This is a genomic window from Pseudomonas sp. LTGT-11-2Z (genome assembly GCF_003691445.1).
In the GTDB taxonomy this organism is placed as follows: domain Bacteria; phylum Pseudomonadota; class Gammaproteobacteria; order Pseudomonadales; family Pseudomonadaceae; genus Aquipseudomonas; species Aquipseudomonas monteilii.
Genome location: NZ_CP033104.1, coordinates 2,966,960 through 2,991,719, shown reverse-complemented (window position 1 = coordinate 2,991,719; position 24,760 = coordinate 2,966,960). Strand labels below are relative to the sequence as shown.

Here is a 24,760-nt window from a genome sequence, read left to right as displayed (position 1 = left end):
ATGCGCTACAGCCTCAAGGCCCTGGGCAGACAGGGTGTGGTGCAGTTGCAGATCGACGCCGAGGACGCCGACCAGGCCCGCCGCCAGGCCGAGGACCAAGGCCTGCGTGTGCTCAGCCTGCGCAGCAACGGCGGCGCCTTGCGCGGCACGGTCTGGCGCCGCGAGGCGGCGTTTGATCTGGTGCTGTTCAGCCAGGAACTGTCGACCCTGCTCAATGCCGGCCTGCCGTTGATCGACGCACTGGAAAGCCTGGCCGAAAAGGCCCCCGCTGCGGCCACACGCAAGGTGCTGGGCGAGCTGGTGCGCCAGCTGTACGAAGGCCGCTCGCTGTCCCAGGCACTGGGCCAGCAACCCCGGGTGTTCCCGCCGCTGTATGTGGCGCTGGTGCAGTCCAGCGAACGCACCGGTGCGCTGGGTGACGCACTGGCCCGTTACATCAGCTATCGCCAGCGCCTGGACCTGGTCCGGCAGAAGCTGGTGGGCGCATCGGTGTACCCCTTGCTGCTGTTGCTGGTAGGCGGCGGCGTGGTGCTGTTCCTGCTCGGCTACGTGGTGCCGCGTTTCAGCCAGGTGTTCGAAGGCATGGGCACCGAGTTGCCCTGGCTGTCACGGGTGTTGATGCAGATCGGTCTGTTTTTGCACGCGCAGCAACTGCCTCTGGCGCTGGGCACTGCAGGTGGCGTCACGGCGCTGTGGCTGCTGCGCCGCCATCCCCGGGTACGCCGCTGGGCATCCTGTCAATTGCGCCGGCTGCCAGCGCTGCATCAACGTTTGATGATGTACGAACTGGCGCGCTTCTATCGCTCGTTGGGTATCCTGCTGCAAGGTGGCATTCCCATCCTCACCGCCATGGGCATGGCCCGCGGCCTGCTCGGCAGTGCCGCAGGTCAAGGCCTGGCACAGGCCAGCCAGCGCGTGGGCGAAGGGCTGCCGCTGTCCGATGCGCTGAAGGCCGGGCACCTGGTTACACCCGTGTCGCTGCGTCTGCTGCAGGCCGGCGAGCAGTCCGGCAACCTCGGCGAGATGCTGGAGCGCTGCGCCGACTTCCACGACCAGGAAATCGGCCGCTGGGTGGAATGGTTCGTCAAACTGTTCGAACCGCTGCTGATGACGTTCATCGGCCTGCTGATCGGCCTGATCGTGATCCTGATGTACATGCCGATCTTCGAACTGGCTTCAAGCATTCACTGAGGCGCCAGGCCCAGGCTTCGGCGAGACGTGGTGCCTTCCTAGGCGGTGTGCTGGTGGATGATAACGACGAACGGGCCAACGACCGAGAAAGGCACGCCTTTCACCGATGTTGCCCGGCGCCTGGGCATGTCCGCTCACAGCCTCTACGCCTGGATCGAGCGCTACGCCAAGCCCCAAGAGCATCGTCAGCAAGACGATGACCAGCAAGCCGAGCTGCGTCAGCTTCGCGCTGAGCTCAAGCGTGGATGTGCAGCGACGTGGCGATCGACGCATTGGTGATGGTCGTGTGGCGCCGCAAGCCACAGCAGCAAGTGATGATTCATTCAGACTAAGGGAGCCAAGGCGGATTCAACCGGTCGTCGCAACACTGGATTGTTGTACAGACTTCAGATACTCATTCAGTGTTTCGGCAGGTGTTTTCCAGCCGAGTGTTTTTCGAGGTCTAGTGTTAAGTACGTGAGCTACCGCCTGTATTTCTTGGGCACTCCAACGAGAGAGGTCAGTGCCTTTCGGGAAGTATTGCCGCAGAAGGCCGTTCGTATTTTCATTGGTGCCGCGCTGCCAAGGACTATGTGGATCAGCAAAGAAAACCTTTACTCCGGACTCGATGGTAAATCGAGCGTGATCCGACAGCTCCTTTCCACGATCCCAGGTCAAAGATCGCCACAGCTCGCTGGGAAGCTCAGCCACCGTCTTCTTCAATGCATTGGCCATACTAACAGCCCCATAGCCAGCCAGCGCCGGGCCATTCTTCGTGCGGGGAATTAGCCCATAACCTTCCTCGCGAGGCAGATGGACAAGCATGGTAAATCGAGTTGAGCGCTCGACCAGAGTTCCAATCGCAGAACGGTTCAGACCGATGATCAGGTCACCCTCCCAATGCCCGGGCACAGCCCGATCTTCTACCTCAGCTGGGCGACTGGAGATCATGACGTCCTCGCTGACGTGTGCCCACACTTTGGCCTGCGCTCTGGCTCTCGGCACGCGCAATGCTCGTCCTGAGCGCAGGCAGCTCACCAGTTCGCGCTTGAGAGCTCCTCTACCCTGAATGTAGAGCGCCTGATATATCGCTTCATGAGAAATGCGCATGGATTCATCATCCGGAAAATCGAGCTGGAGCCGGTTGGCAATCTGTTCAGGCGACCAGCCATTGACCCATTTACGGTCACTGCGATGCGGTTTATTTCGGCCTTTGAAGGGTGCTTGCCGAGGCCCAGAAATCTCACGACCATCGGCGTCTTGAACCTTGCCCTCAAGGCGGTCGTGTACGTACTGGTGCAGTCGCGGGTTAGTGACCAGTTTCGCTGGTTTCGGCCTCTTGGCCACCAGTTCTGCCTTCCACTGCGCTACTGACGCTCGATATTCAAGCCGACCGCAACGGGTAGCAGCATTGCGTGTCAGCTCCCGTGAAATTGTCGATGGGCTTCTTCCAAGGCGACGGGCGATCTCACGAACGCCAACACTTTGCGCTCGAAGCAGCCCAATCTCTTCTCGCTCTGCAAACGATAAGTATCGTCCTGATATGTGATTCGACATGAATAATGGCATCCCGCCTCGATGACGGAACCAGCGTGTACCTACCGCTGTTGATACGCCAACGGCATGTGCTGCCTTTTCGCTTGTGATGCCTGTTTCAATCTGCACCCAAAATAGCCGTTCGATCTCATTACGAAGTGAGGGTGCACCTGGAGAACGCATCGCTCCCCGCCCAGTCAATTTTTGCATCCATCCTGCGGGTCGCCCCATAAACACCTCGATCAAGGTGTTGCGACGACCGGTTGAATCCGCCCAATTCAGTAGCTCAGATTGGCAAAAGTGGGTTCCCAGCAAGGGTGACAAGGAAATTGAAGAAGCCAGGCAGGATATGACCAGCTTCTTCATGCGATACAACCCCATCTGGCTCCAGCGCCGCAACAACTACCGGTCGCCAATAGCTATGGAGCAGGAAGCGGTGTGATCACCGTAATCTGTATCCGGAAGGACATGACCCGAACACCCTCTTGTCATCTCGACTATGGTGTCTCATTTAGCTCGCAGTGCAATCGCATACCATTGAGCGCCGTATCGTCCCCATCAAAAGGATCCTCGACACGGGTTACAAAGCCATTTGCAGATTGACCTGTCGGGCAAGAGAAGAGCTGACTCCATACACCCCATTGAGAGCGCGGTTCCAGCGCCAACTCTTTCCCGTTTCTGCAGATCAGTCGCACATTGCCGGCGGCAGTATCATCACCATTGCCTTGATACTGTTCGATGCGAATCTTGAATCCGGTCACTGGCCCGTCTCTTTGTTGACAAAAGACCGGGCCGGTAACCTGTGAACCCCAGGGCCCTTCCTTACTTTTAATTGGCAATGAAGTGTCTCTAGAACAGTACATCTCGATGGCATTCAAAGCCGAGTCGTCTCCTTTCCCCAAGTAAGGTTCATTCTTCAGCCTGAAGCCCCAAATGAATTTTCCGGCCTGACATTTCCGGAGCGGCCCCCACCCCCCCCAAAATCCGTCTGAAGCCGATGATGCTGTCTTGGGTACGACGTTCTGACCAGCAAAGGGATCCATTGATACCCGAGCCGAGGATATTTTGCCATCGAGTTTCTGTGTTCCGCCCGAACGAACAACTTGGACCTTGCGATCAGGGCTGGTCCAATTGTATTCAAACCTGGGGATTGTGACAGGCGTGGTTACATCCTCCTTGACCGTTATGGTTGAACAGCCCTGATCACAGGTATTTGAGTTCCAATTACCATAAAACTGGATGACCGTATTCTTCCTTGCCTTGAGCAAGCGAGCGGAAACAGCCTCATCATTATCGCACCCCCGACTGCTAGGAAAATTGAATGAATAGTTACCATCCAGCTTAATGGTACAAAGATTGTTCTGACCACCACCCGTGCTCTCATACAAAGCAATTGACGCACCTGAATAGTCGAACGACATATCGTTTTCCACCTTGACTCGACTTACCTTCCCGTCGAGCCCATTATTTTTGACCCAAACAATCTGATAATCATCATTGCTATAGAATGACTGCTCGAAGGTATTAACCTTAACCACTTTGTCACGGCCAATATCGCGCTTGATGTCGACAACTGCGTAATCGTCTTGCATGTTACCATCGGGACTGTCATAAAATGTAATTTGCGTCCCCTTTTTTATCCCTGACATAGAAAATGATCGCATTTCGTCATTTTCGCATCCGAGCCGAGCCTGATCGCTCCCCTGCAAACTAACGGTCCGATCAAACGCAGTGGAGAACGTACAAACAAGAGATTGGCTTACATTATTCCCCTCATAGGCAACAATGCCCCCATTATTATGGGCCTCGACATACTCCAAGACATCGCCTTGATCAACAAAATCGACCGCAATAAAATTGGGATCTCGCCCAGCGGCTGGCTTGCACTGTCCATTGATCCTGTCTACCAGCCCCACGCGACCACCCATTTCATTGTCGTCGCCACTATGCTGACTTAAGGGAACACCATGGTAGTGGTTCATAACAAAAAGCCGCGACCAGCCGTTGAAGTCAGGGTGACTGGCTTGCCTTGTATTCAAGGGAATACTAGCCCAACGCGTCTTGCAACTTAAATCGTGATCAAAAGCAGCATCACCCAAAGACCAGTAGTTTTCGACGGTAATATCCTCATCCTCAAACATATAAACATTGCTTGCATAAACACCCGCATTTTCTGGTTTTTGCGTGATGAGGATGAGCCGCTGATTAGCGTTAACCATCTCTTGCAACGTTGGCCACTGAGAGCGCCCGCCCCACCGCCCAACCGGATTGAAAACAAAGTTTTTTAAAGTCGGTACAGCATTGAAAGCATTCTGCATGGCTGTTCTGTTAGCGTAATCCTCAAAATGAATAGTTATTACGGCATCTGCATTTGCTGCCAGAAACGCAGCCACCGTATTCAGCGCTGCAACCAAGGTAGTTTGACAATCAGACTTGGGATGACACAGCTGAACCGGATTATTATAGGTGTCCAGCATAAGCCCTCTCACTCCACGGGCTAGTTGCTCTGAAATCGACAGGTCTTGGTTAGGGGTGCCCGTCCAGGTGTTGGTGACAAATGAATTATGGGACATCACCCATTGATAGTCACTGAAGGGTCGTGATTTGTCCACTACCGCACCTGGCTGGGCGTTACTGATACTAGACTGCTGCGCCGACACGAGACCACTCAACAACATTATGAGCAGCGCTAACAACCAACGCACCAGATATACAGGAGCACCTCCACTCCAACGAGCTTCTCGGAGAAGAAGCATGAACGACTCAAACCTCCTTAGTCCAACACCACACGAAGCAATCTCGTTCATCATAATATCCCTCTTCTGCAATTTTCTGCTTAGCGCAAATAGACGTTATGCCCACAGCCAATACAAAAGAACGAAAATAAATGAAGAAAATTTGCGCCCCATGCATTCCACTTAACAATATCTCAGAACTCTATATGCGCCGTATAATTCAGCATTGGCATTTACCCCACTAAAGGCTGCCCTCAGTGGCTACGGAGCGCATGAACATAACGGGACACCGTTCCTAACACAAAACCAGGAGAATCAGTAACAATAAATACATCTAAAAGATCGCGTATATTTCAGCTTCATGCGGAACCCGCTTGTCCGCTGCTTGCGCCTCCACTCTGCCGAGTAGCCTTGCACAAGGCAACTAGCAAAAATGCTAGGGATTCTCCGAACGCAAGCCTTGCCCATGAGTCAGATGAGCTTCTCCGATTTCGAAGTGGAGCACCCATTCCGGGTGATCAAGCGCCAGTTCGTTTATATGACGACTCGCTTTCGTGGCTGGCCAAGAATATGGCGCAACTGACCACGCTGTTTGCGCTGTCGAATCTGTGGATTGTGCATAGGCAGTTATAAGCGCTGCGGGAGAGGTGCGCCTGTAGCGCGAAAGAACGAGGGCAAAGCCCTGGTTCTGACCCGACTAACGGCTGAAAAATGCGGCCGGCTGGCGCGTTGCGCTTCCTTCGCGGCACGTGCCTTCCCTGGTGACCGTGACCGCATGCGCATAGTTTGACGCCCCCGGCACGAACGGGGTACAGCTCAACCCCAATCATGCCCGACATCTATGAATGACCCGCACATATCATTCAGCGTGATAATAACCTTCGCCCCGTTCGATTCGTGCCTCACGCGCAACACACTCACACTCCGCCCACTACTAATACATTGGCGGAGTTCTCCATGGAACAATCACTCAAACACTTGCGCTTTCCCCTCGCTGCCCTGGCAGTGGTGGTGATCAGCGCTTGCGGTCGAACCCCAGACGCCGTGCAGGCTCCCGCCGCGCCGAAGGTCAGTGTGGCCAAGGTGATCGAGCAACCGATCAACGAATGGGACGAGTTCACCGGCCGCCTAGAAGCCCCGGAAACCGTCGAAGTACGCCCACGGGTTTCCGGCCAGATCGACCAGGTGGCCTTCACCGAAGGCGCCCAGGTCAAGAAAGGCGACCTGCTGTTCCAGATCGACCCTCGCCCGTTCCAGGCTGAAGTCCGCCGCCTTGAAGCCCAACTGCAACAGGCCAAGGCCACTGCCATTCGCAGTGCCAACGAAGCCCGCCGTGGCGAACGCCTGCGTGACAGCAACGCCATCTCCGCCGAGCTGGCCGAATCGCGCAGCAGCGCTGCCGCCGAAGCCCGTGCCGGGGTCGATGCCATTCAGGCCCAGCTTGACCTGGCACGCCTTAACCTCAGCTTCACCCGCGTCACCGCGCCTATCAGCGGCCGTGTCAGCCGCGCCGCGTTCACCGCCGGCAACATCGTCAGCGCCGATGTCACCCCGCTGACCAGCGTGGTGTCCACCGACAAGGTCTACGCCTACTTCGACGCCGACGAGCGCGTGTACCTCAAGTACACCCAGCTGGCACGCGAGGGCCAGCGTGGCCAGAGCACCCCGGTGTACCTGGGCTTGACCAACGAAAGCGGCAATCCGCACCTGGGCCAGATGAACTTCGTCGACAACCAGGTCAACCCGCGCACCGGCACCATCCGTGGCCGTGCGGTGTTCGACAACAGCGACGGCCAGTTCACCCCAGGCCTATATGCACGCCTGAAGCTGGTGGGCAGCGCCCAGTACGACGCCGTGCTGATCAACGACGAAGCCGTGGGCACCGACCTTGGCAAGAAGTTCGTGCTGGTCATGGACAAGGACAACAAGGCTGCCTACCGCGCCGTGGAGTTAGGGCCGAAGCTGGAAGGCTTGCGCATCGTGCGCAGCGGCCTGGGCAAGGATGACCGCATCGTGGTCAAGGGCCTGCAGCGCGTGCGTCCTGGCTCGCCGGTCACCCCGATCGATACCCAGATGGCCAGCGAACAGACCCTCGCCGCCCTCGCCCAGCAGCGCCAGGCCCTGGAGGCCAGCAACCCGGCGCCGAAGGTGGCGGGCAATAACGTGAAAGTCGCCAGCGCCCAGGCGCCACGCGGTTAAGGGACCACACCGATGAACTTCTCGAAATTCTTCATTACCCGGCCAATCTTCGCCGCGGTGCTGTCGCTGGTGCTGCTGATCGCGGGCTCCATCTCGCTGTTCCAGCTGCCAATCAGCGAATACCCCGAAGTGGTCCCGCCAACCGTGGTGGTGCGCGCCAACTTCCCCGGTGCCAACCCCAAGGTCATCGGCGAAACCGTCGCCGCGCCGCTGGAGCAGGCCATTACCGGTGTGGAGAACATGCTGTACATGTCCTCCCAGTCCACCGCTGACGGCAAGCTGACGCTGACCATTACCTTCGCCCTAGGCACCGACCTGGACAACGCCCAGGTACAGGTGCAGAACCGCGTCACCCGCACCCAGCCCAAGCTGCCCGAGGAAGTGACCCGCATCGGTATTACCGTCGACAAGGCCTCGCCCGACCTAACCATGGTCGTGCACCTGACCTCGCCGGACAACCGCTACGACATGCTCTACCTGTCCAACTACGCCATCCTCAACATCAAGGACGAACTGGCGCGCCTGGGCGGCGTAGGCGACGTGCAACTGTTCGGCATGGGCGACTACTCGCTGCGCGTGTGGCTGGACCCGAACAAGACCGCTTCGCGCAACCTCACCGCCAGTGATGTGGTCGCTGCAATCCGCGAGCAGAACCGCCAGGTGGCAGCAGGCCAGCTGGGCGCACCGCCCGCCCCCGGCTCCACCAGCTTCCAGCTGTCGATCAACACCCAGGGCCGACTGGTCAACGAGGAAGAGTTCGAAAACATCATCATCCGTGCCGGTGCCAATGGCGAAATCACCCGCCTGAAGGACATCGCCCGGGTCGAACTCGGCTCCAGCCAGTATGCCCTGCGTTCGCTGCTGAACAACCAGCCGGCCGTGGCCATCCCGATCTTCCAGCGCCCAGGCTCCAACGCTATCGAGATCTCCGACGAAGTGCGGGCGAAAATGGCCGAGCTGAAGAAGGACTTCCCGGAAGGGATGGACTACAGCATCGTCTATGACCCGACCATCTTCGTGCGCGGTTCCATCGAAGCGGTGGTACATACCCTGTTCGAAGCACTGGTGCTGGTGGTGCTGGTGGTGATCCTGTTCCTGCAAACCTGGCGTGCCTCGATCATCCCGCTGCTGGCTGTGCCGGTGTCGTTGATCGGTACCTTTGCAGTCATGCACCTGTTCGGCTTCTCGCTCAACGCCTTGTCGTTATTCGGCCTGGTGCTGGCCATCGGGATCGTGGTGGACGACGCCATCGTCGTGGTGGAAAACGTCGAACGTAATATCGGGCTGGGCCTGAAACCGCTGGAAGCCACGCAAAAGGCCATGAGCGAAGTGACCGGGCCGATCATCGCCACGGCGCTGGTGCTGTGCGCCGTGTTCGTGCCGGCCGCGTTCATTTCCGGCCTTACCGGGCAGTTCTACAAGCAATTCGCCCTGACCATTGCCATTTCCACGGTGATTTCGGCCTTCAACTCGCTGACCCTGTCGCCGGCCCTGGCTGCGGTGCTGCTCAAGGACCACCACGCACCCAAGGACCGTTTCTCGCGCATCCTGGAAAAACTGCTGGGCAGCTGGCTGTTCGCGCCGTTCAACCGCTTCTTCGACCGTGCCTCGAACCGCTACGTCGGTGGCGTACGCCGGGTCATCCGCTCCAGCGGCATCGCGCTGTTCGTGTACGCCGGCCTGATGGGCCTGACCTACCTGGGCTTCTCGTCCACCCCGACCGGTTTCGTGCCGGCGCAGGACAAGCAGTACCTGGTGGCCTTCGCCCAACTGCCTGACGCCGCCAGCCTTGACCGCACCGAGGCGGTGATCAAGCGCATGAGCGAAATTGCCCTGAAACAACCCGGTGTTGCCGACTCGGTAGCCTTCCCGGGCCTGTCGATCAACGGTTTCACCAACAGCCCGAACAGCGGCATCGTATTCACCCCGCTCAAGCCGTTCGATGAGCGCAAAGACCCGAGCCAATCGGCGGCAGCCATCGCGGCTGCACTGAATGCACAGTTTGCCGACATTCAGGATGCCTACATCGCCATCTTCCCACCGCCGCCGGTACAGGGCCTGGGTACCATTGGTGGCTTCCGCCTGCAAATCGAAGACCGTGGCAACCTGGGTTACGAAGCGCTGTACAAGGAAACCCAGAACATCATCGCCAAAAGCCACAACGTGCCAGAGCTGGCAGGCCTGTTCACCAGCTACCAGGTCAACGTGCCGCAAGTCGATGCCGCCATCGACCGGGAAAAGGCCAAGACCCATGGCGTGGCGATCACCGACATCTTCGACACCCTGCAGGTTTACCTGGGTTCGCTGTACACCAACGACTTCAACCGCTTTGGCCGCACCTACCAGGTCAACGTCCAGGCCGAGCAGCAGTTCCGCCTCGATGCCGAGCAGATCGGCCAGTTGAAGGTGCGTAACAACCTGGGCGAGATGATCCCGCTGGCGACCTTCCTCAAGGTCAGCGACACCTCCGGGCCAGACCGGGTCATGCACTACAACGGCTTCATTACCGCAGAAATCAACGGTGCCGCCGCCCCGGGCTACAGCTCTGGCCAAGCCGAAGCTGCGATCGAGAAACTGCTGAAAGAGGAACTGCCCAACGGCATGACCTTCGAGTGGACCGACCTGACCTACCAGCAGATCCTCTCGGGCAATACCGCACTGCTGGTATTCCCGCTGTGCGTACTGCTGGCGTTCCTGGTACTGGCTGCCCAGTACGAAAGCTGGAGCCTGCCACTGGCGGTGATCCTGATCGTGCCGATGACCCTGCTGTCGGCCATAACCGGTGTGATCGTGTCGGGTGGCGACAACAACATCTTCACCCAGATCGGTTTGATCGTACTGGTGGGCCTGGCGTGCAAGAACGCGATCCTGATCGTCGAGTTCGCCAAGGATGAACAGGCCAAAGGCCTCGACCCGCTGGCTGCGGTGCTGGAAGCCTGCCGCCTGCGTCTGCGGCCGATCCTGATGACCTCGATCGCCTTCATCATGGGTGTGGTGCCACTGGTGTTCAGCTCCGGTGCAGGTTCCGAAATGCGCCATGCCATGGGTGTGGCAGTGTTCTCGGGGATGATCGGCGTGACCGTGTTCGGCCTGTTCCTGACCCCGGTGTTCTTCTTCCTGATTCGCCGTTTCGTCGAGCGTCGCCAGGCCCGCAAGGCCGAACACGTTCAAGTGCTGGAGAACCATGCATGAACCTGCTCAAACCCCTGACCCCAAGCCTGCTGGCACTGGCCCTCGCGGCCTGTGCGGTAGGCCCGGACTACCAGGCCCCGGCCACCGAACCTGCGCAACTGAACAGCGACGTGCAGGCCAAGGCCTACGACCGTAGCCGCTTCGAAAGCCTGTGGTGGAAGCAGTTCGATGACCCGGTGCTGAACCAGCTGGTGCAGGCCTCGCTCGACGGCAACCGTGATTTGCGCGTGGCCTTCGCCCGTTTGAGATCGGCGCGTTCGATCCGTGAAGACGCCGAGAACGATCAGTTCCCGGTGGTCACCAGCCGCGCCAGCAGCGACATTGGCAAGGGCCAGATCCCTGGCCAGACCACGCAGCGGGTGAACAGCGAGCGCTATGACCTGGGCCTGGACATGGCCTGGGAGCTTGACCTGTTCGGCCGCATCCAGCGCCAGATCGAGGCCAGCGAAGCCCAGGAAGCGGCGGCCGCCGCCGACCTGCAGCAGTTGCAGGTGAGCCTGATCGCCGAGCTGGTCGATGCCTACGGGCAGCTACGCGGTGCCCAGTTGCGCGAGAAGATCGCCCTGGCCAACCTCAAGACCCAGCAAGAATCGCGGACCATTACCGAAACCCTGCGCGATGCCGGTGTGGGCAACGACCTCGACGTGGTGCGTGCCGATGCACGCCTGGCCGGGGTCGAGGCCACTGTGCCGCAACTGCAAGCTGAACAGGCTCGGGCGCGTCATCGCATTGCCACCCTGCTCGGCCAGCGCCCAGAGGCACTCAGCGTAGACCTGTCGCCCAAGGCCCTGCCGGCCATCGCCAAGGCGTTGCCGGTAGGCGATCCGGGGGAACTGCTGCGCCGCCGCCCGGATATCCGCAGCGCCGAACGCCAACTGGCGGCCGCCACCGCCAACGTAGGCGTAGCCACGGCAGACCTGTTCCCCCGCGTCAGCCTCAGCGGCTTCCTGGGCTTTACCGCCGCGCGTGGCTCGCAGATAGGCTCCTCGGCTGCCAATGCCTGGGCACTGGGCCCAAGCATTACCTGGGCGGCCTTCGACCTGGGCAGCGTGCGGGCCCGCCTGCGCGGCGCCAAGGCCGATGCCGAAGGGGCGCTGGCCAATTACGAGCAGCAGGTATTGCTGGCTCTGGAAGAGTCGGCCAATGCCTTCAGCGATTACGACAAGACCCAGCAGCGGCTGCTGTCGCTGATGCGCCAGAGCGATGCCAGCCGCAAGGCGGCAGAGCTGGCCTCGATCCGCTATCGCGAAGGGACGGTCGACTACCTGGTGCTGCTCGATGCCGAGCGTGAGCGGTTGAGCGCAGAAGATGCGCAGGCTCAGGGCGAAGTCGAGCTGTACCGCGGCATTGTCTCGATCTACAAGGCCCTGGGCGGCGGCTGGCAACCGGAAACCGTGGCCAGCGCACACTGATACCCCCTGTTTCAACGACTCCTTTGGTTGGCTCCTCCCCCAACCGTTTGCCCCGCTGGCCCTGGTCTGCGGGGCTTTTTTATTGTGGATAAGCATTGGCGCCGTTTTGCCGCCAAACTACAAGGGCGTGGTTGCATTTACCCCCCGTCTGGCCCAAGCTCTGCCCCTTCGCCGCCACGGATCGTCCGATGCCCAGACGCAACCGCTACCTGATCGCCTTGCTGTTGTTGATCCTGGTATCGGCCCTGTTCGGCTACCTGTGGCGCGACACCCCACCAGCCGCACCGACCTTGCCGGCGCACAGCTACGCCAAGGCACTGCGCCAGGCCCACGACGGCCAGCCCGGTGCGGCACGGGTGCTGTACCAGCAATTGCAACGTAACGACTTGCCCGCCATCCGGCGTGCGGCACTGTACGCCGAGTTGCCCAACTACCCCTCGCCACTGGCATTGAAGCTCGCCCGCCAGGACCTGGAGCATGCCGACCCACTGGTGCGCCGAGCGGCCATTGCCGGTATCCGCCGCCTGTTACCGGCGGCGCAGCGTAGCCTGGTGCTCGGCCCGCTGCTGGACGACGACGAGCAAAGCGTGCGTTTTGCCGCCGTGGATGCCCTGCTGGGCCTCGACCCCGACGCCATTGGCCTGTATTTCGGCCCGCTGCAAGCAGCCCTCGAGCAATACCAGCAAGCGCTGGAGCAACAGCCCGAGGATGCCGATGCCCAAGTGCACCTGGCACGTCTTTATCTGCATGAAAACGACTACACCCAGGCCGCCACAGCCCTGCAACGAGCGCTGGCGGTCGCCCCTGGCAACCTTGACGCCCTGGCTACTCAGGTACGCCTGCTCGAGCGCCAGGGGCATCACGATGCCTCGCGCCAGGTGCTGGGCCAAGCCTTGGCGCTAAGCCCCGACTCGTCCTTTCTGCAGTACGAGCTAGGGCTTTGGCTGAACCGCCACGAACAGCGCGAATATGCCTTGCTGGCCCTGTCCCGCGCCGTCGAGCTGGAGCCGGACAACGCCGACTACCGCTATACCCTGGCAGTTACCCTGCACGAGCTGGGCCAACTCGACGCCGCACAGAAGCAACTGGAAACCGTGCTCAATCGCCAGCCTGCCAACCGCCGGGCGCGGGTGCTGCTGATTCAGTACTGGAAAGAGTCCGGCCAGCTGCAGAACGTGCAGGTGCTGCTGGCCGAGCTGGAGCGGCAAAACCCTGACGACCCCGTGCTGCAACAGGGCTTGTAGGTAACGACTGACTTTTGTTGAACCCTGAGTCTGTGCCCAGTGTCCAGTGAATATCAGGTCACCCTACAGGAGAGTCGTGTTGGCCAATTCATTGGCGCTGGACGAACGTGCCTTGATCCTGGCACCCCCGACGCTGGCGGCGGATACCTCGCGTCTACTCGCCTCCGCCGGCATCGATAGCCTGTGCGCAGTCGACCTGGCCAACCTGCAGGCGCGCCTGGCCGAAGGTGCAGGGTTGGCGATCATCGCCGAACAAGCGTTCAGCCAAGGCCCGAGCGCATCGCTGCAGGCCTTCATCGACCAACAACCGAGCTGGTCGGATTTGCCTATCGTACTGGTTACCGAGGGCGCCTGGTCGGCCAGTGGCGTTAGCAACCATCCAGTGGGCAACCTGGTATTGCTGGTGGCACCCTTTGAAAACGCCCAGCTGTTGCACATGACCCAGTCCGCCCTGCGCAATCGGCGCAGGCAGTACCTCACACGCGACCAGTTGCACGGCCTGCAGCAACGCCTGGACACCCGACGTCCGCCACCAGACGACGAACCGGAACGCGGCGAGTTCGCCCGCTACCAGGCACGCAAGATGGAAGCCATCGGCCAACTGGCCGGCGGCGTTGCTCACGACTTCAACAACCTGCTCACCAGCATTGGCGGCAGCTTTGAACTGATCGACCGACGCCTGCGACAGGGCCGTAGCGACGGTCTGGACGGGGTGCTGCGCATGGGCCACGAGGCCGTATCACGGGCCGCGCGCCTGACCCACCGCCTGCTGGCTTTCTCGTCGCGGCAATCGCTGCACAGCCAACGCATAGACCTGCATACCCTGCTACAGGCCAAACGCCTGAAAGCCTGCCTTAACCCGGCGGTATCCCTTCAGGTACACATGGCCAAAGGCCTCTGGGCCGTGCAGGCTGATAACCAGCAGCTGCACGAAGCCCTGGACAACCTGACGGCCAATGCCTGCGAGGCCATGCCCAGCGGCGGCCTTTTGCGCATCGAAGCAAGTAACCTGCACGTCACCTCTGGCCAGCTCGCCAGCGGCGCCCTGGCCAATGGCGATTACGTGCGGCTGCGTATCATCGACGACGGCCAAGGCATGGCGCAAAGCACACTGGAACATGCATTCGAGCCATTTTTCAGCACCAAAGCGATAGGCCAAGGCATCGGTCTTGGCCTATCGATGGTGTACGGTTTCAGCAAGCAGTCACATGGGCATGTGACCCTGCACAGCCAGATCGGCCAGGGTACCCGGGTAGACCTTTACCTGCCGCGTCATACCGGCCCGGCCAGGCAATCGTGCCAGCCGGCGCAACCTGCGTACCCTGACGGCGGCCGACATGTACTGGTCGTCGAGGACGACCCGCATGTGCGCCACTTGCTGTGCCAAGCGCTGCGCGACGACGGCTTCACCTGCCACAGTGCCGCTAACGGCAACGAGGGGCTGAAGGTGCTGCGCTCGGCGCAAAGGGTAAATTTACTGATCAGCGATGTCGGCTTACCCGCTATGAACGGCCGGCAACTGGCCGAGATAGCCCGCACCCTGCGCCCACAGCTGCCGGTGCTGTTCATCACCGGGTACGCCGAAACGGCCATGGCCCGAGCCGACTTTCTGGGGGCAGGCATGCACTTGATCTGCAAGCCATTCGAGCTGAAGCAGCTGCAAGCACAAGTGACGCAGATTCTTGGCAAACCGTAATGGGCACTATGCATCAAGCATGCGCAGTGCCTGGTCAGCAAGCTCTGCCAGCAGGAACGGCTTGTTCATCAACGCGGTGCCCGCTTGATCAAGCAATTGCGCTTCGATGGGCTGGTCCCCATAACCGGTGATGAACAGGATTTTCTGTTGCGCAATCTGCATGCGCATGGCCCTGGCCACTTGCCGGCCACTGAAGCCACCCGGCAAGCCGATGTCGGTGATCACCAGGTCGAAGGGGCCATCATGGCGGAAGCGTTCCAGGGCAGTATTCGCATCGCCTGCTACCGTCACGTCGAAACCACGCTCGGCCAGGTACTCATGCATGACCGCGCGCAAATTCACCTCGTCATCCACCAGCAGCAGGCGTTCGCCCCGGGCCACGCGCTGCGGTGGCGGTAAGGGTTTGGGCTCTTCAAGGACCCGCTCATGGCACCTTGGGAAAAGCATGGAAACCGTCGTGCCCTGCTCCGGGACAGACTCGATCCAGACATACCCGCCCGATTGGCTGACGAAACCATACACCATTGACAACCCCAGCCCGGCCCCACGCCCGACGGGTTTGGTGGTGAAGAACGGTTCAAAGGCCCTGGCTATGTCCGCTGCCGACATGCCATGGCCGTCATCCTCGACATACAAGGCTACGTAGTCGCCAGGTGGCAGGCCTCGCGCATCCGGAAAAGCACTGGTCAAGCGCTTGTTGACGGTACGCAACGTGACACTGCCCTGCGTCAGGCACGCTTCCCGGGCATTGGTGCAAAGGCTGATCAAGGCATTTTCAAGCTCACGAACGTCCAGTTTTACCGCCCACGGCACGACATCCAGCTGCCAGTGCAAGCCAACCTCCGCGCCCAACGTCTTCAGCAGCAGTGGCTCGCAAAGGCGTAATTGCCGATTGAAGTCCAGCGGCCGGGTGGCCAAGGGTTGAAGGCGCGAGAGCGCCAGCAGGCGGTGGGTCAGTTCCATGGCGCGTTGCACCGACTCGCGGGCTACTTCCGCGTAGGCCTCCACGCGCTCCAGCCGCCCCTCTCGTAGGCGTCTTTGCAACAACTCAAGGCTGCCGCCAACGCCGGACAGCAGGTTATTCATTTCGTGGCCCATGCCCCCCGCCAACTGGCCTACCACCTGCATACGCTCGCTGTTGCGCATCAGCGCCCTGGACTGACGTGCAGCCTCCTCGCGGTCTTCGGTAATGTCCCGGCCAACCGCCGTCAGCAGGCTGCCATCAAACCGCGCGCTCCAGCGAAACCAGTGGTAGTGACCATCACGGTGCCGCAGGCGGGTCTCGATCTGTTCCGTGTTGCTGTCTTGCAACAGCCCGGACACTGCCACCTGCACGTCCGCGCGATCGGCCGGGTGCACCAGTTCCATTACCGGCATATCCTGCACCTGCTCTTGGGTCCAGCCCAGAATGCGGTACCAGGCCGGGTTGACGGCATGCAGTTTCAGTTCCGCAGTCACCGTCATCATCGCGTCGCGCGACAGTTGCCAGAACTGTTCGCGTTCAGCCACATGGCGTTCGATCTGCTGCTCAAACCCCAGCGCCTGCGCGCGCCAATGGCGGTGCGCCTCGACACTGGCCGTCGTTTCGATCACCGTATGCAGAAAACCCGCCACATTGCCAAGCTCATCATGCAACGGTGCAAAACCGAACGCGCACCATATCGGCTCTTCGTCCTCGACGCCGGGAACACTCAGGGGGGGATCCTCGACAAAACTCGAGCGCCCCTCCAATGCCTGGAACACACGGGGTCCCACTGCCGGCCAGACATCGTGCCAAAGCCTATCGAACGCTGTACCCAAGGCATCCGGCACTGCCCGCAGCGCCCTGTAGCCTTCGTTGTGCACCACAAAAAGGTCAGCCCCCCAGACCACGGCACAAGGGAACGGTGACAAATGCATCATGTCGACGGCAATACGCAAGGAAGCCGGCCAGCGCGGCAATGGCCCGAGCGAAGTACGCCCCCAGTCGAACCGTGCAATCCGTTGCGCCATCAACTCGACCGGCTGCGAAACAGACGGCTGCAGCATGACCGGCTGCGAAGGCCCGCGTGGCGTACTGTTTGCGACCAATATCGTGACTCCAGCAATGTTACGGGTTGGCCACAGTGCTACCTGAACAGACAGGGTCACTCGTGGAATGTGTTCAAGTTAGCACAGTACGCACCACGTACCATGGCGCACCTGCAGGGGGCAGCTATGCTGATTAGGTTTTCCCTTGGGCCAGGGAGCATCGGCCTATCCAGGTTGCCGACAGGAGCACGGTCATGAGCAAGAAAATGCTGGTAGTGCTGACCAATACAGCTAAGTACCCAGCCCTCAAGCGGGCGACCGGGTTGTGGCTGGGAGAGGCCGTGCACTTTGTCGAGAAAGTCGAAAAGGCCGGCTACAGAGTCGATTATGTCAGCCCACAGGGCGGCTACGTCCCCATCGACCCGCACAGCCTGCAGATGGCGCCGGACCTGGACTGGCAATGGTATGACGACAAGCGCTTCATGACGCGCCTGGGCACCACCTTGAGCCCTGGTCAGGTAAAGGCCGACGACTACGGCGTCATCTACTACACCGGTGGCCATGGTGTGATGTACGACTTTGTCGATAACCCGCCACTGCAGGAGCTGGCACGCGAGGTCTACGAAAAAGGCGGCATTGTAGCGGCGGTCTGCCACGGCGTGGTTGGCCTGCTGAACATCAAACTCAGCGACAACTGCCTGTTGCTCAAAGGCCGTAAAGTGACCGGCTTTTCCAATATCGAGGAAAAACTGGTTGAGCTGGACACCGTGGTGCCTTTCCTGACGGAAAACGAACTGGGTGGCCGCGGCGGCGAGTACAGCAAGCATGATGATCCGTGGATGCCGCACGTGGTCGAGGATGGTCGATTGATCACTGGGCAGAACCCGGCCTCGACCGCCCTGCTCGCCGAACACGTGCTGGCAAAACTCAAGGCGAGCTAAAGCCTGACATCAGCCTTGTAGTTTTCCTCTACCGCACGCTGCACAAGGACTACAGCCGACCGGTCATTGAGTGCATAGGCTCAGGGTTCAGTTGTTCACCCCGAACAGCTTCGGCCCGGAGAGCGATTGCCCTATGTTGAAAATCCTGAACTCAGGACACCGCCCGCGAGAGCTGCTGCTGCTCTGCACGGTGTGCCTCGTGCCTGTGATTTCCGGTTTGCTGGTAATGGTTGTTCAACTGGAAATGAAACTCGCGGAAAACGCAAACATCTCAGTGCAGGAAGCGGTTTTCAGTGTCGATCAGGCGCTGAACCGAATCCATGAGGCTGCCCAACGCGCTATGCCGCTTGCAGGCAAACCCTGCGAAAATGTCAAAGACGTTCTACAGGACCAGGTTGTGAGCCGCTCCATGCTCAGGTCGTTGACCTTGGTAGAGGGCAGCGAAGCCTACTGCAGCAGCGCCTCGGACTCTCTGGAGTACTTGTCATCTTTCGCGTTGTCGGGCCAACAGGTCGAACTGTCTCATGGACAACCCGATAGCCGCCCCAAACTGCTGGTCAACTTCTACCTGCAAGGCAAAGGGGTCGGTGTAATCGTGACGGCGTATGCCATTCAGTTGCGCAACGAACTGGATGGTTTCCAGGATGGGCTGACACTGCTGCTGGAGTTCGATGACCGCTATATCTGGAGCAATGGCGATAGCCGTGACGCACAACGCCCATCGCAGTCAGAGTTCCTGGCACATGCCTTCTCGGCCAGGTACGGGTACCGGGTTAAAGGCGGATATGCGCAGGGTTTCACCGCTCAGGAAATCCGCCAGTCCATACTGCAAATCCTGCCGTCGCTGGTGCTGGTAGGGATCGTGACGGCATCGATCGTTTATCTGGCTTTGCTCAGGGCACGCTCCCACGGGCGTGAAAACGCCGCCGCGCGTGCATGACGGCGGCGGCGTCCAGGCCGCATCAATCGGTGCTCAGCACACCACGGCGTACCTGGTCACGTTCGATGGATTCGAACAACGCCTTGAAGTTGCCTTCACCAAAGCCATCATCACCCTTGCGCTGGATGAACTCGAAGAACACCGGGCCAAGCAGGGTTTCCGAGAAGATCTGCAGCAGCAGGCGCTTATCTTCAGGCTGCGAAGCGCCATCGAGCAGGATGCCACGCGCTTGCAACTGATCCACCGGCTCGCCGTGGCCAGGCAGGCGCTCTTCGAGCATTTCGTAATAGGTCTGCGGTGGCGCCGTCATGAAGCGCATGCCGAAGCCCTTCAGGGCGTCCCAGGTCTTGAGCAAGTCGTCGGTGAGGAAGGCTACGTGCTGGATGCCTTCACCGTTGAACTGCATCAGGAACTCTTCGATCTGCCCGGCACCCTTGGACGACTCTTCGTTGAGCGGGATGCGGATCATGCCATCGGGCGCAGTCATGGCCTTGGACGTCAGGCCGGTGTACTCACCCTTGATATCGAAGTAGCGGATCTCACGGAAGTTGAACAGTTTCTCGTAGAAGCCGGCCCAGTAAGCCATGCGCCCGCGGTAAACGTTATGGGTGAGGTGGTCGATGATTTTCAGGCCGGCACCTACCGGGTTGCGATCCACGCCTTCGATAAAGTTGAAGTCGATGTCGTAGATCGAACTGCCTTCGTCGAAACGGTCGATCAGGTACAACGGCGCACCGCCAATGCCTTTGATTGCCGGCAGGCGCAACTCCATCGGGCCGGTTTCGATTTCTACCGGCTGGGCACCCAGTTCCAGGGCACGGGCATAGGCTTCATGGGCATTGCGCACGCGGAACGCCATGCCGCACACCGAAGGGCCGTGTTCCGCCGCGAAGTACGAGGCGATGCTCTTGGGTTCGTTGTTCAGGATCAGGTTGATGCCACCCTGGCGATACAGGTGCACATCCTTGGAGCGGTGGGTAGCCACCTTGGTGAAACCGAGTATCTGGAAGACCGGCTCGAGTACGCCAGGCGTAGGCGAAGCCAGCTCAATGAACTCGAAGCCCATCAGGCCCATTGGATTGTCGAAGATATCAGCCATGTTCGTGTCCTCATCTGCAGCGAAAAATTATTGATTGCGTGGGATGTGGAACAGAAACGGCGGTGAGCACGGGATGCCCCGCACGCTGCGGGCGAGGAAGTCACCTATGATCAGCTTGAACCCATGGTATGTCATATGGACCCATTCTCGGCGGGCTTGATCCTTCGGAGTTGAAGGACCTTATTGTTGTATTCGTAAACGGATTCTACATTGCGTAAAATGGTTTGTCGCGTTTTAGTTGGTCGTGAGCGCCGACAAACGGCTATTCTCTCGGTATCACTCATCGTAGCCAGATCAGCATGCCCCTTACCGTAAAACGCCGCGCCGCATTCAGCTGGCGTACCCTGTTGCCCTGGGGCGTCGGTGTGCTGCCAGTGGTGTGCGGCCTGGCCATCATGAACTGGCAGGTCGAGCGCGAGATGCAGGCCAGCAGCCAGGCCACCACCCGCCAGGCGGTGGAGCACGTCGAGCGCATCCTCGACAACCTCTCCAGTGCTGCCAATGCGCTGCTGCCCTTGGCAGGCAGCCCCTGCGACCAGGCCCAGCTTACGCTGCGTGCCCAGGTGACCCGCAACGCCTTCGTACGCTCGACCAACCTGTTCAGGCACAACAACCTGTATTGCACCTCGCTGTTCGGCGAGTTCGACGAACCGGTCAACGCCAGCGACTATACCGACGGCAAACTGTGGCTGATGGACGGCAACTCGGTCACCCCGGGGCACGCGCTGCTGGTGTACCGTGCCAGCGAGGGCGACAAAGGGGCAATCACCACGGTGGATGGCGACCACCTGCTAACGGCACTGCGCCTGATCGGCCCTGACGAAGACTTGCAAATCCGCGTGGGCGATGCCTGGATGGGCAAGGACGGTGTCGTGTACAAAGGCGTACCACCTGCCGCCGCCAGCGCCAACGTACTGCTGGGTTCGACTCGTTACCCATTCAGCGTGCAGGGCGGCTACAGCACCGGCAAACAGGGCCAGCTGTTACGCAGCCACTACCCTGCCCTTATCAGCTTGCTGCTGGTGCTGGGTGCCGTGGCGGCGCTGGTATGCCGCTGGCAGATTCGCCGTGCCACCTCACCCCGGGCCGAGCTGGACCGGGCGCTGCAGGCGGACGAGTTTCTGCCGTATTTCCAGCCTGTGGTACGCAAGGGCGACTACCGCTGGGCCGGTGCCGAAGTGCTGATGCGCTGGAACCACCCGCGCGAGGGCCTGGTAAGGCCCGACCTGTTCATCCCTTATGCCGAGCACAGCGGGCAGATCGTCGCCATGACCCGGGCGCTGATGATGAATACCGCGCAAAGCCTGGCACCCTATGCCGGGCTGCTGGAGGACGGGTTCCATATCGGTGTCAACATCACCGCCGATCATTGCCGCGACCTCAGCCTGCTGGACGACTGCCGCACCTTCCTGCAGCACTTTCCGCCGGGCCGGGTGGTGCTGACCCTGGAACTGACCGAGCGCAAACTCATCGAGCCTACCCCGGTGACCCTGGAACTGTTCGAAAAGCTCCACGCCATGGGCGTGATGATTGCCCTCGACGACTTCGGCACCGGCCAGTCGAGCCTCAACTACCTGCGCCAGTTCCAGGTCGACTACCTGAAGATCGACCAGAGCTTTGTCGCCATGATCGGCGGCGATGCGCTGTCCGTGCACATTCTGGAAAGCATCATCGACCTGTCGGCCAAGCTGGGCCTGGGTATCGTGGCCGAAGGTGTGGAAACGAACACCCAGCGCGACTACCTGGCCTGCCATGGGGTGGACTTCCAGCAGGGCTACCTGTTTGCCAGGCCCATGCCGGCCGCCCAGTTCCTGGAGGCACTGGCCACACGCCCGGGCGCTGCGCAGTTGCCGCAAGGCGCGGCCCCTGAGATCATGCGCGGCTGATCCACCCGCTCAACTCCCCTATTCGAGGCACTCGTGTCAAAAGGCATCGTTTCATCGGTCATGGCGTCCTGTCTGTTCGCTGTGATGTACTTCTATACCTCGCTGCTCAAGCCACTGGATGGCGAAGAGATCTTTGGCTGGCGCACCCTGCTGACGCTGCCCTGCCTCACCTTGTTCATGCTGGTCTCGAAAGACTGGAAGCGGGTGGGCGAGCTGCTGGCCCGGGTAAAGCGCACGCCTGTGCTGTTGCTGGGCATGGTCGGCACGTCGTGGCTGATGGGCGTACAGTTGTGGCTGTTCCTCTGGGCCCCCTTGCATGGGCGCAGCCTGGAAGTGTCGATGGGCTATTTCCTGCTGCCATTGGCCATGGTCCTGACCGGGCGGCTGGTGTACGGCGAACGCCTGTCACGCCTGCAAAAGGTGGCCGTGGCCTGTGCCGCACTGGGCGTGGGCCACGAGCTGTACCAAAACGGCAGTTTTGCCTGGGAAACCCTGTTGGTGACGATCGGCTACCCGATCTATTTCGTGCTGCGCCGACGCTGCCGCACCGACCACCTGGGCGGCCTGTGGTGCGACATGTGCCTGCTGCTACCGTGGGCGTTGTACTTCGTTATCCAGGGCCCGCTTTCCAGCGCTGACCTGCAAGCCCACCCAGGGCTGTATGCGTTGATCCCGATCCTTGGGGCGATCAGCGCCTCGGCCCTGATCGCCTACGTGCTGGCCAGCCGAATGCTGCCATTCAGCCTGTTCGGCCTGCTCAGCTACGTCGAGCCCGTGCTGCTGGTGGGCGTGGCGTTGCTGCTGGGCGAAACCATCGGCCCGGATCAGTGGCTGACCTACCTGCCGATCTGGGCCGCGGTGCTGGTGCTGGTGCTCGAGGGTTTCAAGCACCTGCTGCGTCAACGTCGCCGTTCGGTGTAAGCCGAACCTGGCGCACCCGCCGCTCTTCCACCGCCTCCACGGTCAGCATCCAGCCATTCCAGGCCAGGCGGTCACCCACAATCGGCAGGCGGTCGAGCAAGCTCATCACCAGGCCCGCGAGGGTCTGGTAATCCTCGGTAGCACGGGCACTGAAGCCGGTACGCGCCTGGACCTGGCTCAGGTTCAGTGCACCACTGACCACGAAGCCCTCGCCCTCCTGGACGATGCCGGGGCCTTCAACCTCGCTCGCATCCGGCAGTTCACCGGCAATCGACTCAAGGATGTCGGTCATGGTCAGCAGGCCGGTGAAGTCACCGAACTCGTTGACCACGAAGGCGATGTGAGTCGACTGGCCACGCATCTGCTCCAGGGCGTTGAGAATGCTGAAGCTCTCCAGCAAATTCAGCGGCACACGCGCCATGCCTTCCAGGTCCGGCTGGCTGCCCGACAGCAGCTCCTTGAGCAGTTCCTTCTTGTGCACGAAGCCCAGAGGCTCGTCGACACGGCCATTGCGGATCAACGGCAGGCGCGAGTACGGCGAGTTGGCCAGGGCCTGGGTAATGGCGTCGGCCGGTTGCGCCAGGTCGATCATGTCGACCTCGGTGCGGGCGGTCATCACCGTACGGATAGGCCGCTCGGCCAGGTTCAGCACGCCACTGATCATCACCCGCTCACGGCGGTCGAACAGCACCTGCTCCTCACCACCCTCGACCAAGTCGGCGATTTCCTCACCCACTTCGTCAGCCTCGACACGGCGGCCACCCAGCAGGCGTAGCACGGCATGGGCAGTGCGCTCACGCAACGGCCGGTGCTGCTGCAAGCTGCGCTTGCGGCGGGCACGGGCCAGCTGGTTGAACAGCTCGATAAGGATCGAGAAGCCGATGGCCGCGTACAGGTAGCCCTTCGGGATATGGAAGCCCAAACCTTCGGCGGTCAGGCTGAAACCGATCATCATCAGGAAGCCCAGGCACAGCATGATTACCGTGGGGTGGGCGTTGACGAAGCGGGTCAGCGGTTTGCTGGCAACGATCATGATACCGATCGAGAAGATCACTGCGATCATCATTACCGACAGATGCTCGACCATGCCCACCGCCGTGATCACAGCGTCCAGCGAAAACACCGCGTCAAGCACCACGATCTGCGCAACGATCGGCCAGAACGCCGCATGACGTACCGCGCCACTGGCCTGGGTTACATGGCCCTCAAGGCGTTCATGCAGTTCCATGGTGGCCTTGAACAGCAGGAACACACCACCAAACAGCATGATCAGGTCACGGCCAGAGAAGCTCTTTTCGAACACTTCGAACAGTGGCGCGGTGAGGGTGACCATCCACGAGATGCTCGCCAACAAGCCCAGTCGCATGATCAAGGCCAGGCTCAGGCCAATCACCCGCGCGCGGTCACGCTGATGCGGCGGCAGTTTGTCTGCCAGGATGGCGATGAACACCAGGTTGTCGATACCCAGCACCAGCTCAAGGACGATAAGCGTCAACAGGCCTAGCCAGGCCGTGGGATCGGCTAGCCATTCCATTAGCGGGTACTCACCGGGGAAGCGTCACGAGGACGGGGGAAGGATGGCCAGAACGGCCGAAAACTGGGGGGCTCCGCGAAGGTGCTCATATAGACCTTGTTAACAAATTGGGAAAATGATCCTACAAGCAGCACTGGTTTCTCTGATAGCGCAAAACTATTACAAAACCTGTATCAGGTGTGAGGTGGCATTTGGGGGGTACTTTTCTTCAATACCCTCGACAGCCAACGGCTGAAAATCACGGT

At 60.3% G+C, this 24,760-nt stretch carries 15 protein-coding genes and 2 pseudogenes; 12 read left to right on the top strand and 5 right to left on the bottom strand.

Features of this window, described 5'->3' with window-relative positions; all coding sequences use genetic code 11:
- Together D8767_RS13940 and D8767_RS13935 are read left to right on the top strand one after the other, a co-directional pair.
- Positions 1-1,191, top strand: coding sequence for a type II secretion system F family protein (locus D8767_RS13940; RefSeq protein ID WP_016714011.1), 1,191 nt, complete (start codon positions 1-3; stop codon positions 1,189-1,191).
- A 57-nt stretch (positions 1,192-1,248) separates the two neighbouring features.
- A pseudogene (locus D8767_RS13935) lies at positions 1,249-1,434 on the top strand (transposase); the annotation flags it as partial.
- A 105-nt stretch (positions 1,435-1,539) separates the two neighbouring features.
- Here D8767_RS13935 and D8767_RS13930 read toward each other — a convergent pair.
- Together D8767_RS13930 and D8767_RS13925 are read right to left on the bottom strand one after the other, a co-directional pair.
- The gene (locus tag D8767_RS13930) at positions 1,540-2,916 is read right to left on the bottom strand and encodes an IS30 family transposase (protein ID WP_081259058.1); all 1,377 of its coding nucleotides are present in this window, start codon (positions 2,914-2,916) and stop codon (positions 1,540-1,542) included.
- Between the two features lie 287 nt (positions 2,917-3,203).
- The gene (locus tag D8767_RS13925) at positions 3,204-5,513 is read right to left on the bottom strand and encodes a phosphatidylinositol-specific phospholipase C domain-containing protein (RefSeq protein ID WP_162998271.1); all 2,310 of its coding nucleotides are present in this window, start codon (positions 5,511-5,513) and stop codon (positions 3,204-3,206) included.
- Between the two features lie 421 nt (positions 5,514-5,934).
- Between D8767_RS13925 and D8767_RS13920 the strand changes: the two are divergent.
- The 6 genes and pseudogenes from D8767_RS13920 to D8767_RS13895 form a co-directional block, all read left to right on the top strand.
- Positions 5,935-6,100 (top strand): annotated as a pseudogene (locus D8767_RS13920) (IS5/IS1182 family transposase); the annotation flags it as partial.
- Positions 6,101-6,398: 298 nt separating this feature from the next.
- On the top strand, positions 6,399-7,640 hold the full coding sequence (gene mexE / locus D8767_RS13915; protein ID WP_016714008.1) for a multidrug efflux RND transporter periplasmic adaptor subunit MexE: 1,242 nt from the start codon (positions 6,399-6,401) through the stop codon (positions 7,638-7,640).
- A 12-nt stretch (positions 7,641-7,652) separates the two neighbouring features.
- Positions 7,653-10,832, top strand: a complete 3,180-nt coding sequence (locus D8767_RS13910) for an efflux RND transporter permease subunit (RefSeq protein ID WP_016714007.1) — start codon at positions 7,653-7,655, stop codon at positions 10,830-10,832.
- Entirely contained in the window at positions 10,829-12,244 is a 1,416-nt protein-coding gene (locus D8767_RS13905; protein WP_016714006.1) for an efflux transporter outer membrane subunit, read from the top strand. The genes D8767_RS13910 and D8767_RS13905 overlap by 4 nt, the downstream gene beginning before the upstream one ends.
- Positions 12,245-12,432: 188 nt before the next feature.
- Positions 12,433-13,488, top strand: a complete 1,056-nt coding sequence (locus tag D8767_RS13900) for a tetratricopeptide repeat protein (protein ID WP_016714005.1) — start codon at positions 12,433-12,435, stop codon at positions 13,486-13,488.
- A 79-nt stretch (positions 13,489-13,567) separates the two neighbouring features.
- Positions 13,568-15,184 (top strand): response regulator, encoded by a 1,617-nt coding sequence (locus D8767_RS13895; RefSeq protein WP_122048307.1) that lies wholly within the window; start codon positions 13,568-13,570, stop codon positions 15,182-15,184.
- Between the two features lie 6 nt (positions 15,185-15,190).
- Here D8767_RS13895 and D8767_RS13890 read toward each other — a convergent pair whose 3' ends face one another.
- On the bottom strand, positions 15,191-17,254 hold the full coding sequence (locus D8767_RS13890) for an ATP-binding protein (RefSeq protein WP_016714003.1): 2,064 nt from the start codon (positions 17,252-17,254) through the stop codon (positions 15,191-15,193).
- A gap of 194 nt (positions 17,255-17,448) precedes the next feature.
- Between D8767_RS13890 and D8767_RS13885 the strand changes: the two genes are divergently transcribed.
- The gene (locus D8767_RS13885; RefSeq protein ID WP_016714002.1) at positions 17,449-18,135 is read left to right on the top strand and encodes a type 1 glutamine amidotransferase domain-containing protein; all 687 of its coding nucleotides are present in this window, start codon (positions 17,449-17,451) and stop codon (positions 18,133-18,135) included.
- A 133-nt stretch (positions 18,136-18,268) separates the two neighbouring features.
- Entirely contained in the window at positions 18,269-19,075 is an 807-nt protein-coding gene (locus tag D8767_RS13880; RefSeq protein ID WP_016714001.1) for a CSS-motif domain-containing protein, read from the top strand.
- Positions 19,076-19,097: 22 nt separating this feature from the next.
- On the opposite strand, the gene hppD is transcribed toward D8767_RS13880, so the two are convergent.
- Positions 19,098-20,174, bottom strand: coding sequence for a 4-hydroxyphenylpyruvate dioxygenase (hppD, locus tag D8767_RS13875; RefSeq protein ID WP_016714000.1), 1,077 nt, complete (start codon positions 20,172-20,174; stop codon positions 19,098-19,100).
- Between the two features lie 299 nt (positions 20,175-20,473).
- Here hppD and D8767_RS13870 point away from each other — a divergent pair, with 299 nt between their 5' ends.
- Both D8767_RS13870 and rarD read left to right on the top strand, forming a co-directional pair.
- Positions 20,474-22,060, top strand: a complete 1,587-nt coding sequence (locus D8767_RS13870; RefSeq protein WP_016713999.1) for an EAL domain-containing protein — start codon at positions 20,474-20,476, stop codon at positions 22,058-22,060.
- 33 nt (positions 22,061-22,093) lie between these two features.
- The gene (gene rarD / locus D8767_RS13865) at positions 22,094-22,981 is read left to right on the top strand and encodes an EamA family transporter RarD (RefSeq protein ID WP_028698882.1); all 888 of its coding nucleotides are present in this window, start codon (positions 22,094-22,096) and stop codon (positions 22,979-22,981) included.
- On the opposite strand, the gene D8767_RS13860 is transcribed toward rarD, so the two are convergent.
- On the bottom strand, positions 22,944-24,515 hold the full coding sequence (locus D8767_RS13860; RefSeq protein WP_016713997.1) for a TerC family protein: 1,572 nt from the start codon (positions 24,513-24,515) through the stop codon (positions 22,944-22,946). The genes rarD and D8767_RS13860 overlap by 38 nt on opposite strands.
- Positions 24,516-24,760: the final 245 nt, after the last annotated feature.